Genomic DNA, 12,718 nt, shown 5'->3' on the forward strand with positions numbered 1-12,718 from the left:
ACAAGGATGGTTGATTTGAAGAAGCTTTTCATCACGGCGGCGTTAACCAGTTTTTTCGCCAGTCACCATAGCTATGCCGCAGACAGTTACCTGGTTTATAACACGAATAATGTTGCCGTCTTCCAGGTACGTTTCTTTGATGTGGGTGATGGTCCTTTTATGCCGGACTATCCGCAACCAATTGAGTCGAGCTGGGATCTGAATCACCAACAGAAAGAAAAAATACTGGATGCCATGCGGTACTGGGCTGAAATTATTACCCCCAGACCCGATCAACTGCCTGCCATCATCAACGTAGGCACTTTTGATGATGTGAACGCTGCAGGCTCCAGCGAATCGGTAACCGATGGCGTAATCAGCATTACCCAATTGCAAGGGGTTTTGAACGGTATTGATACCGGCGAGCTAACCTTCGGTTCTCATGGCCAATTTATCATGGGAAAAATGGATTTTGATCATATTCCCTATGTCCCAGCGCAATTACCCCGCTCCGGAAAAACGGATCTGGTCAGCGTTGCCGTTCATGAATTGGCTCATGGGTTGGGTATCTCTAATATGGCCACCGATTGGGCTGGAGAGGGGACATTTACCCCAGCTTTTGACACCGATATGCCTTTCGGTTCCTGGACTGCGCATCTGCGTGATGACAATGGAAATCCGGCACGCCCCGGCCAGGTCATACTGTGCGAAGGGTGTAATAACTCATGGGATCCGCAAGGTTTTGATGTACGCTTCGATAAGGGATATTTCGCGGGTAAACACGTGGATGAAGTGCTGGCGGGAGCCATGCCCGGCGTTCCGGTGAGAATGTTGGCTGACGATGGCTCGGTTGACGATAACTATATGAGCCATATCGAGCTGAAAAACAGCATGATGAGCCACCAGGATTACCGCAACTACACCACGTTTATGGAAGCCGAGTTGGCGTTATTGCAGGACATGGATTATCAGATCGATCGGCGTAATTTCTTCGGCTTTTCGCTCTACGGTGATGGGCAGACGCTGGTTAATCGATATGGTTACTTTTTACGTAACAAGCAAGGCGATGGCTACATCACGGGGCAATATAACACCGCGACATTGGGCGTTGGCTTGCATGTTTACGGCAGCAATAACTACATCTTCCAGCAAGCGGATCTGTTAACACAGGGCGCCGGTGGGGCAGGTATTCGTATCGATGGGCAAAACAATACGCTGGACGTTGAGCCTGGTACTCGCGTCTACGCAGACGGGGTCAATGGCCGCGGCGTGATGTTTGCTTATGGCAAGAACCATAATCTAATTCAGCGAGGCGATGTTCAAGCGCTAGGCGCTAATGGCGTTGCCCTCAGTTTTGATTTTGGCAATAACCTGCTGGGCAACGATGTGGATTACCGGGGATCCTGGATACATTATGTTGGCGGGGAGGCTGCAACATTATTGCCGGAGCTACAGGGGGCGCTGGTCAATAATGCGGATATTAGCGGCCGGGTTGCCGCTAAAGGTGCGGCGATTTATATCTCGCCAAACGCGCTGGTCAACCATATCAATCTATTAAATGGTGCCCAGCTGGAAGGGAATATCTACTCGGATTATAACCAGTTGGATGAGCATGGCCAGCAGCGCCTGACCCAGTTTACCTTCGGGCGCCTGGCTAATTTGCAAGGGCAGGCAACCGATCAGGCAGACCCCAATTTCCGGTTCAACTATCGGGGAAATATTGAAGGTATCGATAATCTGGCGCTGAGCACTCATGGGGGGATCACTTCGCTTAATGGCCACCACCAGATTTACAGCATGTCTATCGCACCAGGCTCCACGCTGGCTGGCAACAGCGATTATACCTTGAACCCGGCGGGCCGCTTTTTGAATGACGGTATCCTCACGCCAGGTAATTCGCTAGGGCAAATCGAGGTCACCGGCCTCTATCAACAGGGCGAGAATGGGCAGTTGCTGTTGGAGGTTGATGGCCGTGGTGGACACGATACCTTGGTGGTGAATGGCCATGCTGAATTCAACGGTCAGCTAACGTTTGCACCGCAGCCAGACTGGTATGTGGCAGACTGGCGGCTGGATTCGGGTGAGATGCTGAAAACCACCTCGCAGAGCGGAGAATTCCGCACGGTGAACGGTTTGCTCAGTTCACCTACGCTGACCTTGCAGGCAACGCCGCAGGGTGAGGATCGTTGGCAACTCGCGATGCTGCGTGCTGACAACGCCTACAGCCAGTATGCGCAGGACAACAATGCGCGGCAGGTCGGCCAGGCGCTGGACCACATTGTGTCGGTCGCGGGTGAAGACATCCAGCCGCTGTACCGTACGCTGGACTTTTCTGCCGCCGACGGTGGGAGTATCAGCAGCGCTTTGCCGCAGCTCTCTCCTGCTGCATACAGTGCGATGTTCGCCAGCTCTCTCAATCGTGAACAGCAGATTACGCGGATTGTCAGCGGATCTCATCCCACCACGCCAGAGCAGCAGGTTGCAGGCGAATGGCATAGCTTTGCCATACCCTTTGGTGGCGGTTTCTGGCAGCAGCGCCAGGGTAGTCAGGTTGGCTATGATGCCAGCAGCTACGGCATAGTCTTTGGGGCTGACAAGCGCAGTGAGCAGAATAGCGATTGGGTTTATGGCTTCCATGGTGCGGTCAGTGGACAATCGGTAACGGTCAAATCACCGGAAAACGCCAGCGGTAAAACCACGGCTTTCGATCTGGGTATCCAGGCTCGTTATGCCGCCGATCGGCAAGCGGGGATGTATTTATTCGGCAATGGCCGGTTTGGCATAGAAGATAGCCGTTTGGATCGCAGCATCAGCGTCGAGACTTATCAGGCGAGCCAACATGCCAGTTGGACCGGATTGGCGGGTTCTGTCGCTGCTGGTGGCGGCTACCGTTGGGCGTTGAATGACCAATGGAGCGCTGGCCCGGTGGCCGCACTGAATTACACCACTTTGCATCGCCCAAGCGTGACGGAAACGGGCAACGACAGTAGCCGCCTGGCGCTAGGTTCGAGCACTTTTGATTCTCTGCGCTCCAGCATTGGGGTCAACAGCAGTTGGGATCTCCCGCTCTCTTCGGGCGCTGCTATTGCTGCCGATCTGCAACTGACCTGGGATCATGAGTTGCTGGATAGCGACGTATCGCAAGAAGCCTCTTTCGCCAACTACCGCGCGGCGAGCTTCAGCAACCAGAATCAGGTGACTGGGCGTGACTCCATGGGGGTGAAAGCCGGGGTTCGTTACCAAATCAATAGGGATGTGGAGCTGGGCTTGGGGGTAGAGAGCGATCTGTTCCGTTCTGGCTATGACTCGGTAGCGGGCAACCTTTCGGCCACCTGGCGTTTCTGACAGGCCGGTATGATAAAAGAAAAAGGCGCTTGACCCATGAGGTAAAAGCGCCTTTTTTCAACATCTTAACTGATTGTTATCAGTTCATGCCGTATTTTTTCAATTTCTTACGCAGTGTACCGCGGTTGATCCCCATCATCAGGGCAGCGCGGGTCTGGTTGCCACGGGTGTACTGCATCACCATGTCCAACAGTGGCTGTTCAACTTCAGCCAGTACCAGCTCATACAGATCGTTAACGTCTTGACCGTTCAGTTGAGCAAAATAGTTCTTCAGTGCTTGCTTAACCGAGTCACGCAGAGGCTTTTGAGTCACTTGGTCCTGTGAGTTCACGGTTGAAACGGTCAGTACGTCAGAATTTACGCGTTGTTCGAACATAGTTCTGTCAGCTCTTTTTTTACGCTAGATTTTCGAAATATGCCTCCAACGCCTCCAGCTGTTCGCTGGCATCCTCTATGGCGTTGAATGTGCGCCGAAACTGGTCATTAGGGGCATGCTCCTGTAAGTACCAAGAGACGTGCTTTCGAGCAATCCGGAATCCCTTGCCTTGGCCGTAAAAGCCGTGCAATTCCCGAATATGCCCTATTAACAAGCGCTTCACTTCGCCAAGTGGCATCGGTGGCAGCAGCTCCCCAGTGTCCAGATAATGCTGGATTTCCCGGAAGATCCAGGGTCTCCCCTGAGCAGCACGGCCTATCATCAGGGCATCAGCCCCAGTGTAGTCGAGCACTGCTCTGGCTTTATGCGGGTCAGTAATGTCGCCATTCGCGATAATCGGAATGGAGACATTCTGCTTAACTGCCCGAATGCTGTCGTACTCCGCGTTGCCGTTGAACAGGCAGGCACGGGTTCGGCCATGAATCGTCAGGGCCTGTATACCACAATCTTCGGCCAGTTGGGCAATTTCTACACAGTTACGGTTCTCTGGTTCCCAGCCGGTTCGGATCTTAAGTGTTACCGGCACATCCACCGCGTTAACCACCGCGAGGAGGATCTGTCTAACCAGATCCGGGTACTGCAGTAACGCAGACCCTGCAAGCTTCCGGTTCACTTTCTTGGCTGGGCACCCCATATTGATGTCGATGATCTGTGCACCGCTGGCCACATTAATGCGCGCCGCGGCGGCCATATCATCAGGATCACATCCGGCTATTTGCACGGAACGGATCCCTGGTTCATCGCTATGTACCATACGCAGACGTGACTTATCCGTGCGCCACACCTCCGGGTTGGAGGAGAGCATTTCGGATACAGCCATCCCAGCACCCATTGCATGACATAAGGTTCTGAATGGGCGATCGGTGATGCCGGCCATCGGGGCCGCAATCAGGCAATTTGTTAACTGGTGGTGTCCAATGCGCATAGACAAAGACTGACCATACTGTGTCCGCAAGGGCGCGTATATTACGCATTTTTTCATTCAGATGAAAGGCCAAACTTTAACCAATCGACAGTTATTGGGCAATAAAAGTGTGCTTATGCACCCTTGATGAAAATATTATTGTTATTTAACAGTGAATTGAATGATTGTGATTAATTTCCGTGCGCTAAAATATTCCACTAACGACAGGATTTTATCTTTACGCGCGGGTAATAACAGATCGTAACATCAGGTTATTTGTAACATTCTCAGCTTAATACTTTGACAAATCGACAAGAATGGTGCTGGGGATTACCGCCACCTCAGTGAGGGCAGCGGTAGTTGTAGCAGGCAAAAATCAATCGACGATGACGCGGCCGTTGAGCGGCTGTACCGGACGATTATTGTCATGGTGCACTACGGAGTGGAATTGACTGATTTGTTCGGCAGAAGCGCTTACAGGCTGATCTAGCACCAACCAGCTGACCCCTTCGGAACAGGGGGGCGTCGTCAGTGAACCGCTGAAGCGGTAGAAGTTAAACTGTTTTGGCAGCAGCGCTTTGATATCCAGCGGCTTGTTCAGCACAGCGGTCTGATCGACGGCGGCAGGCATTTGTTGCCAGGCCTGTGCCAGTTGCGGGTTGGCTTTACCTTGCTGGAACATCAGGGCCAGCACCGCCAGGGCACCGTCTTTGTCCTTGTAGACAAAGTGCGCTTCCAGTGGGAACTGCTTGCCGTCGATCTCGTTTTCGCTCGGGGCGTGGAAATGGAACTGTTGCAGCGTGAAGGTGTCGTTATCCAACCGCAGGGTGTTACCTTCGCTGACGTTGACTTGAATGGTGTGCCCGTTGTTGACGATTTGCTGTTTGCCCGGCTGGAAAGCCAGCTCAAGTTTGCCGTGCTGGGTTTTCAGCGCGCCCTGGATGTTGACCGGGGACTGGTTTTTACCGGTTTCACACAGTGAAAAATCGGGTGAAAGCTTGCCCCAATGCGCCGGGTCTTCCTGGCCTTCATAACCCCAATGAGCATGCTCTGCGGCACCGATAGAGAAGCTGGCGGCCAATAGGGCGGCAAACAACATTTTTCCTTTCATTTCCTGATCCTTGTCCAATGAAAATACCAATTATCCTGAGTGGGCGGCTCATAGGCTGCGGGCTACCTTCACTCCGAGCAGGAGATTACGCTCAGCTTAAGTAGGAATAAATGGGCCGATTCTTAACAAAAGAAAAAACCACCGGAACTGATTAAATTTCCGATGGTTTTTGGCTGGCGGGGAAAATGTAACTAGTTGCGTTGGCCGGTGATGCGGCACCATTCTTCACGCTCGGCCACCGGGTCGAGGTTGAATTTATCCTGGTAGGCTTCTGCTACGCTGGTGGCCTGGGTCGCCAGTACGCCTGACAGGCCCAGATAGCCGCCGGATTTTGGCAGGTCGCTGATTAACGGTGCCAGTTCACGCAGCGGGCCAGCGAGAATGTTCGCCACCACCACATCGGCAAGCAGATCGGCCGGCTGGTCTTTTGGCAGATACAGCTCCAGACGCTCTGAAACGCCGTTACGCTGCGCGTTATCGCGGCTGGCCTGAATGGCCTGGGGATCGATGTCGATGCCAATGGCGCGGGCGGCACCGAGTTTTAACGCGGCAATCGCCAGGATGCCGGAGCCACAGCCGAAGTCGATGACTGTTTTACCGGCCAGATCCAGGCCATCGAGCCATTGCAGGCAAAGCGCGGTGGTCGGGTGTGTGCCGGTACCAAACGCCAGGCCAGGGTCGAGCATGACGTTCACCGCGTCCGGATCGGGCACGTCACGCCAGCTTGGGCAAATCCACAGGCGCTCGCCAAAACGCATCGGGTGGAAGTTATCCATCCACTCACGTTCCCAGTCTTTATCTTCCAACTGCTCGATTTTGTGGCGGAAACCGTTGCCCAGCAATGGGTGCTGTTCCAATATGGCGACCACTTCGGCCATATCGGTTTCGGCATCATACAGGCCGATCACATCGGTATCGCCCCACAGCAGGGTTTCGCCCGGCAGCGGTTCAAACACCGGGTTGTCGTGGGTGTCCTGAAAGGTGACCGACACCGCGCCGCTTTCAACCAACGCATCGCTCAGGTCTTCTGCCTGGCTGCCGGTGGTGTTCAGTTTTAGTTGGATCCAAGGCATAACAATTCTCTCAAGAGGGTAAGGACGACGCCAACTGGCGCTTTTCGCCGTAGACGTTACCGAGATAAAACGCCATCAGGCTGATTAACAGCGAGGGCACAATAGGGTGCAATCCGGCCAGGTGCAGGTCGAAGCTGGCTAATAGCGTATAGCATAACGCACCGGTGACCATTGAGCTAAGGGCTCCCTGCGCGTTGGCGCGTTCCCAGTACAGGCCCAACACCAACGGCCACAGGAATACGGCCTCTAGACCGCCGAACGCCAGCAGGTTCAGCCAGATGATCATTTCTGGCGGACGCCAGGCGGCCAGCAGCACCAGCAGGCCGAGGATCAGCGTAGTCAGGCTGGAGAAGCGTTTGATCATCTTCTCATTGTTCATCTGCAGCGGACGTACGCCCAGATAGAGGTCTTTGATGATAGTGGCAGAGGATTGCAGCAGCTGCGCATTGATGGTCGACATGATCGCCGCCATCGGTGCGGCCAGGAAAATCCCTGCGGCGTAAGGGGGCAGCACGGTGATCATCAACGTTGGGATCACTTGGTCGGGGATCTTCAGATCCGGCAGCACTGCACGGCCCAGAGCGCCAGCCAAGTGCATACCAAACATCAGAATTGCCACCACAATGGTGCCGAGGATAATGCCACGGTGCACGGCTTTGCTGTCTTTATACGAGATACAGCGCACGGCGGTGTGCGGCAGGCCAATCACGCCAAAGCACACCAGGATCCAGAACGAAGCCATAAACGGCAGGCTGAGGATCTGATCGCCGCCTTGCGGTGAGACCAACGCCGGATCGATCTGTTGCAGTTTATCAACCGCGCTGTGCAAGCCGCCTGCCGCGTGGATCACTGCGACCAGCAGCAATATCGTGCCCAGTAGCATGACCAGCCCTTGCATGGCATCGTTCAGCACGCTGGCACGGAAGCCACCAAACGCGGTGTACAGCGCAATGCTGATACCAAATATCAGCAGGCCGGTGTCGTAAGGAATGCCCGCTGCAGTCTCGAGCAGGCGTGCGCCGCCGATAAACTGGACCGTCATCGCACCAAGGAAGGCGACCAACAGACTTAGACTAGCTAGCCACACCAGCAAACGGCTCTTATAGCGAGCGAACAGCATGTCGTTAAGGGTGATGGCGTTGTAGCGCCGTGCCAGAATGGCAAACTTTTTCCCCAGCACGCCAAGTGAAAGCCATACGGCGGGCAGTTGGATCATCGCCAGCAGCACCCAGCCAAGGCCGTACTTATAGGCGGCACCAGGCCCACCGATAAACGAACTGGCGCTGATATAGGTGGCGGTCAGCGTCATGGCCAGCACAAAGCCGCCCATCGAACGGTTGCCGAGGAAATATTCACTCAGGAAGTTACCGCTCTGGCGACGGGTATAGGCATACACCGACAGGCCAAATACCAGCAACAGATAGGCAATCAGCGGCAGAATGACCTCAGTTTGCATCGCTATCCTCCAGGGGGATATCGCGGAAGATGCCGCGTACCATCAGCCAGCACAGGCCTATAAATAGCAGCGGTACCAGCAGGCAGGCCATTTCGAACCAGTGTGGCAGCCCGGTGATCCCGGCGTTGCTGTCTGGCAGATAGGCCGCCAGCGACCAGGCCAGCAGGTAAAGCAGCGTCAGGCCCAGTGCCCAGCGTGCTTCGCGGTTAGCTTGAACAAAGCGTTGTTCCATCCGTGCCTCCAAGGGGTTTACGGTGATGGATTGGCAAAGGAGGGGATTTTACGACAAGGGACGGTTTTGCCAAGCCGTTATGTTGGCAATCGGGATAAAAAAACCGGCCAAAGGCTGGCCGGTTGGTGGGATTTACGCCTGTTGTGCAATAAAGTGCTCGATCTGCGCCAGGCTGGATAACCCTTCCATCGGCCCCTTATGGGACACCGCCAGGGCACCGCTGGCATTGGCATACTGCAACGCTTTTTCTGCGCTGAAGCCGGACAGGAACAGGCTGACAAAGGTAGCGCCAAAGCAGTCGCCCGCTCCGGTCGGATCGACCATCTTGCTGCTATAGCCTGGAGTGTGTAGCTCCTGCGTCTGGCCGTTCTGTTGCTGGTAATGGCTGGCCCCTTTCTGGCCTCGCTTAATCACGATATGGCTCACGCCGCTGGCCAACAGTTCCTGCAAGATATCCGCTTCCTGCTGGTTTTTGCTGCTGGCAAAGTGGTGCACTTCTCCCTCGCTCGGCAGGAAGATATCGGTATATTCGAGGATGTAATCGAAGGCCTGGCTCATCTCCGGGATATTGAGCATCTCTTTGCGAATATTGGGATCGAACGACACCGTCCCCTTATTGGCCTTGACGATCTGGATCGCCCGGCGCATGGCATCGATGATACGGAATGAGAACAGCGAAGAACCCATAATGTGGAAATGCTGGCACTGGTTCAGCAAGCCTGGATCGATATGATCGGCGGTAAAGAAGCCGCAGGCGCTGTTGGGGATATTGAAGATAAAATCGCGTTCCAGCGGGTTGCGATAGCTGACGAATGCCGTGCCGGTCGGGGCCTTGTCGATCACGCTGATGCCGTCGGTGATCACGCCTTCCAGACGCAGGCGCTCGATATTCAGGCGGCCAAAATCGTCGTTGCCCACGCAGCCAAACAGCGTGGAGCCAAAGCCAAGCCGCGCTACCTGAGCGGCATAGATAGCCGGTGCCCCGCTGGGGAACGGCCCAAGAAACTCGCCTGGCTGAGTGAATCCCTGATTATAATTTTTTGAAAGGAATTCAACCAGTAACTCACCCATCGTGCAGATGCTAACTGACATAAGTGCCCCTTTATTCCCCGATCGTTTCCCGGTTGGCCCAGGTAAAACATTCGTTATTGGTGTAGCGGATGCTGAAGTCGGATTCGAATAATTGCTGCTGATAATGTTCATTTACGCCACGGTTGGTCACCAGATTATCCACCTGGCTGAGGTGGCCGATAGTCCCGATCGCACTGGCCTGAATGGGCAAATGGGTAATGATGGCGGTTTTATTCTGCGCCTTGTCCAGACAGCGCTGGTAATGGGACGCCAACAGCGGCTGATCGATATTCAGGATGCCGGAGCTGTCCGTAATGCTGGCCTCGAGAATGCAATGGTTGATGGTGAACTGTTGGATCACGCTATCCAGCGCTTTACCGCTGAGCGCGGTATGTGAGCGGATCAACTCCCCACCTGCGACGATAATTTCACCGTCCAAAAACTGATCGGCCAGGATCGCATGCTGTAGGTCATTGACGATCAGCCGCAGCTTTTTCAGGCCGCTCAGGAACGGGATGATTTTGCGGCAGATGTCGCCGTGGCCGAGAAAGAGCGTATCGCGATCGGCAATCATCCTGGCGCAGTGGCGGGCGATTTCCAACTGGTTAGCCAGCGTGAGCGGGGGCAGGGCGAGCCCTGGATCGATCGGCGCCGCCAACGGCTGTGTTGGAGTTGCAATGGCTCCGCCAAAGGATCGCTTGAGGTAGCCTTGTTGTTCAAGGTAGCTGAGATCGCCACGGATCGTCACGCCGGAAACCCCCAACTGGGCAGAAAGATCTTCGACCTTGATCTCCCCCTGCTGGCCGACGATTTCAGCAATTTTCAATCTGCGTTTCAGCAGGTTAGATGACTTTCTGGGCACATTCGCCCCCATCGTTAAACGGTAATAAGGGCTACTATATCCTTCATACTTTCTAATTGAAAGTAATACCCACGCAGGCTTTCGTTATTTTGAAAGTCTGCGATGGATGAGCGTGAAAGCATATATTTTTAATATTATTCATATTCTTAGATGCTATTCGTGGGTGGATGTATACCCGTGACATGGCGATCTTAAGCGCGCAAATACCGGAGCATGCCTTATGTTTCGTAATTACTATCTAGTTAAGTTACGTTTTGAAAGTTATTTGATAATCTTCGATCCCTGTCACGCTTTTTTGCGCATTTTATCTCTATATTCGGTTTCACTTGGAAAGTTTGTCTAACTAAATTTTCATTTTGTAATTACCGACTGCGGTATCAGGTGCGGGATCGAGGAGAATCGATGTACATCATTTCAAGCAAAAACATGCTGCAGAAAGCGCAGCAGCAAGGGTACGCGGTGCCGGCATTCAACATCCACAACCTGGAAACCTTGCAGGTGGTGGTCGAAACCGCTGCACAGTATCGTTCGCCGGTGATCCTGGCGGGAACGACCGGCACTTACCGCTACGGCGGGCTGGAAAACATCATCATGATCGTCAAGGCGCTGGCGCACGAGTATCAGATCCCGCTGGCGCTGCATTTGGATCATCACGAAGAACCCGCCGATATCTACCATAAGATCAACGCCGGGATCCGTTCCGTGATGATCGACGGCTCTCACTTTCCTTTTGAAGAAAACGTGGCGCTGGTCAAACAAATCGTAGAGTACAGCCACCGCTACGACGCTAGCGTTGAGGCAGAGTTAGGCCGTCTGGGGGGCCAGGAAGACGACCTGATCGTGGAAGGGAAAGACGCTATCTACACCTCTCCAGAGGCGGCGGTGGAGTTTGTTGCTCGTACCGGGATCGATTCGCTGGCGGTGGCTATCGGTACCGCGCATGGCCTGTACCAGTCCGAACCCAAGCTGGATTTTGCCCGCCTGGAACAGATACGCGATCGCGTTGAAGTGCCGCTGGTGTTGCACGGGGCTTCCGGCCTGAGCGATAGCGATATCCGCCGCTGTATCAGTTTAGGCATCTGCAAGGTCAACGTGGCTACCGAGCTTAAAATCGCTTTCTCGGATGCCCTGAAAGCGTATTTCCACCAGCATCCTGACGCCAATGACCCGCGCCATTATATGCAACCAGCGAAAAGTGCCATGCAGCAGGTAGTGGAAAAAGTGATTGGCGTATGTGGTTGTGAAGGTCAGCTGTAAATATTAATAAGTTCCCTACAAAACAGTAAGAAAAACCAAGCAGCAATAATAAAAACTGAGGATAGATCATGCATAAATTAAAAGTGTTAGGCTCCGTGCTGGCCATCGGACTTGCAGTATTCTCGCAGGCAACGTTAGCCAAGGAATATAAAATAGGCGCATCGCTGCTGACGCAGCAGCATCCGTTCTATATTGATCTGGCCGACGCAATGAAAGCGGAAGCCAAGAAAGACGACGTGGTGCTGAATATTTCCATTGCCAATCAGGATCTGAATAAACAACTCTCCGATGTTGAAGATTTTATTACCAAGAAGGTCGACGCCATTATTATTTCTCCGGTGGATTCCAAAGGCGTGCAGGCGGCGATTATCAAAGCGGAGAAAGCCGGTATTCCGGTGATTACCGTTGATGTGGCTGCCGAGGGCGTGCCGGTGGTCACTCACGTGGCTACCGACAACTACGCCGGTGGCGTCGAAGCGGGCAAGCTGATGGGCAAACTGCTCAATGGCAAAGGCAAGGTAGCGATTATCGATTATCCGGCGCTGCAATCGGTGGTGGCACGCGTGGACGGCTTCAAGAAAGGGCTGGCAGATACGCCAGACGTGAAGATTGTGGCGATCCAAACCGGCATCACCCGGGCGGAAGCGTTAACCGTGGCGCAGAACATGATGCAGGCGCACCCGGATCTGAACGGCCTGTTTGGTTTTGGTGATGATGCCGCGCTGGCTGCGGTGATCGCCGCCAAATCCGCGCGTAACGACAATATCAAGATCATCGGTTTCGACGGGATGAAAGAGGCTCGCGACGCCGTCGACAGCGACAAGACCTTCGTGGCAGTTATCCGCCAATACCCAGACCAAATGGGAGCCAAGGCCATTGATGCCGCCGTCGACCATCTGAACGGCAAGCCAGTTGCCAAGTTGATTCCAGTTGCTCCTGGCGTTTATACCGGTAAATAACACTGCTCTTTAACCCAAGCTTCAGTGGCTAAC

General features: G+C 53.9%; 11 protein-coding genes. 3 read left to right on the top strand and 8 right to left on the bottom strand.

The window, feature by feature from the left end; genetic code table 11:
• Nucleotides 1–6: 6 nt before the first annotated feature.
• The gene (locus tag ACX9GU_RS02725; RefSeq protein ID WP_473195100.1) at nucleotides 7–3,324 is read left to right on the top strand and encodes an autotransporter outer membrane beta-barrel domain-containing protein; all 3,318 of its coding nucleotides are present in this window, start codon (nucleotides 7–9) and stop codon (nucleotides 3,322–3,324) included.
• Nucleotides 3,325–3,403: 79 nt separating this feature from the next.
• On the opposite strand, the gene fis is transcribed toward ACX9GU_RS02725, so the two are convergent.
• The 8 genes from fis to ACX9GU_RS02765 form a co-directional block, all read right to left on the bottom strand.
• Nucleotides 3,404–3,700, bottom strand: coding sequence for a DNA-binding transcriptional regulator Fis (gene fis / locus ACX9GU_RS02730; RefSeq protein WP_000462905.1), 297 nt, complete (start codon nucleotides 3,698–3,700; stop codon nucleotides 3,404–3,406).
• Between the two features lie 19 nt (nucleotides 3,701–3,719).
• The gene (gene dusB, locus ACX9GU_RS02735) at nucleotides 3,720–4,685 is read right to left on the bottom strand and encodes a tRNA dihydrouridine synthase DusB (protein ID WP_037411678.1); all 966 of its coding nucleotides are present in this window, start codon (nucleotides 4,683–4,685) and stop codon (nucleotides 3,720–3,722) included.
• Nucleotides 4,686–5,040: 355 nt separating this feature from the next.
• A complete protein-coding gene (locus tag ACX9GU_RS02740) occupies nucleotides 5,041–5,775 on the bottom strand; it encodes a carbonic anhydrase (protein ID WP_473193776.1) in 735 nt (244 codons plus the stop codon).
• Between the two features lie 191 nt (nucleotides 5,776–5,966).
• The gene (prmA, locus tag ACX9GU_RS02745; RefSeq protein ID WP_473193777.1) at nucleotides 5,967–6,848 is read right to left on the bottom strand and encodes a 50S ribosomal protein L11 methyltransferase; all 882 of its coding nucleotides are present in this window, start codon (nucleotides 6,846–6,848) and stop codon (nucleotides 5,967–5,969) included.
• 10 nt (nucleotides 6,849–6,858) lie between these two features.
• Nucleotides 6,859–8,304: a sodium/pantothenate symporter gene (gene panF, locus ACX9GU_RS02750; RefSeq protein ID WP_429621068.1), complete on the bottom strand. Its 1,446-nt coding sequence runs from the start codon at nucleotides 8,302–8,304 to the stop codon at nucleotides 6,859–6,861.
• Nucleotides 8,294–8,536 carry a YhdT family protein gene (locus tag ACX9GU_RS02755; protein WP_024486310.1) on the bottom strand — a complete coding sequence of 81 codons (243 nt, stop codon included), beginning with the start codon at nucleotides 8,534–8,536 and terminating at the stop codon, nucleotides 8,294–8,296. Before ACX9GU_RS02755 ends, panF begins: the two co-directional genes overlap by 11 nt.
• 132 nt (nucleotides 8,537–8,668) lie before the next feature.
• Entirely contained in the window at nucleotides 8,669–9,628 is a 960-nt protein-coding gene (locus ACX9GU_RS02760; protein ID WP_473193778.1) for a sugar kinase, read from the bottom strand.
• Nucleotides 9,629–9,638: 10 nt separating this feature from the next.
• Entirely contained in the window at nucleotides 9,639–10,469 is an 831-nt protein-coding gene (locus ACX9GU_RS02765; RefSeq protein WP_473193779.1) for a DeoR/GlpR family DNA-binding transcription regulator, read from the bottom strand.
• A gap of 402 nt (nucleotides 10,470–10,871) precedes the next feature.
• On the opposite strand from ACX9GU_RS02765, the gene ACX9GU_RS02770 reads away from it, so the two are divergent.
• Both ACX9GU_RS02770 and ACX9GU_RS02775 read left to right on the top strand, forming a co-directional pair.
• Entirely contained in the window at nucleotides 10,872–11,726 is an 855-nt protein-coding gene (locus ACX9GU_RS02770) for a tagatose bisphosphate family class II aldolase (RefSeq protein WP_473193780.1), read from the top strand.
• A gap of 68 nt (nucleotides 11,727–11,794) precedes the next feature.
• The gene (locus ACX9GU_RS02775) at nucleotides 11,795–12,685 is read left to right on the top strand and encodes a substrate-binding domain-containing protein (RefSeq protein ID WP_024486314.1); all 891 of its coding nucleotides are present in this window, start codon (nucleotides 11,795–11,797) and stop codon (nucleotides 12,683–12,685) included.
• The last annotated feature ends 33 nt before the right edge of the window (nucleotides 12,686–12,718 follow it).

The organism is Serratia sp. K1WW1 (genome assembly GCF_055790865.1).

Coding starts and splice junctions, on each gene's coding strand:
- ACX9GU_RS02725 (WP_473195100.1), top strand. CDS start 7: ATGGTTGATTTGAAGAAGCTTTTCATCACGGCGGCGTTAACCAGTTTT.
- fis (WP_000462905.1), bottom strand. CDS start 3,700: ATGTTCGAACAACGCGTAAATTCTGACGTACTGACCGTTTCAACCGTG.
- dusB (WP_037411678.1), bottom strand. CDS start 4,685: ATGCGCATTGGACACCACCAGTTAACAAATTGCCTGATTGCGGCCCCG.
- ACX9GU_RS02740 (WP_473193776.1), bottom strand. CDS start 5,775: ATGAAAGGAAAAATGTTGTTTGCCGCCCTATTGGCCGCCAGCTTCTCT.
- prmA (WP_473193777.1), bottom strand. CDS start 6,848: ATGCCTTGGATCCAACTAAAACTGAACACCACCGGCAGCCAGGCAGAA.
- panF (WP_429621068.1), bottom strand. CDS start 8,304: ATGCAAACTGAGGTCATTCTGCCGCTGATTGCCTATCTGTTGCTGGTA.
- ACX9GU_RS02755 (WP_024486310.1), bottom strand. CDS start 8,536: ATGGAACAACGCTTTGTTCAAGCTAACCGCGAAGCACGCTGGGCACTG.
- ACX9GU_RS02760 (WP_473193778.1), bottom strand. CDS start 9,628: ATGTCAGTTAGCATCTGCACGATGGGTGAGTTACTGGTTGAATTCCTT.
- ACX9GU_RS02770 (WP_473193780.1), top strand. CDS start 10,872: ATGTACATCATTTCAAGCAAAAACATGCTGCAGAAAGCGCAGCAGCAA.
- ACX9GU_RS02775 (WP_024486314.1), top strand. CDS start 11,795: ATGCATAAATTAAAAGTGTTAGGCTCCGTGCTGGCCATCGGACTTGCA.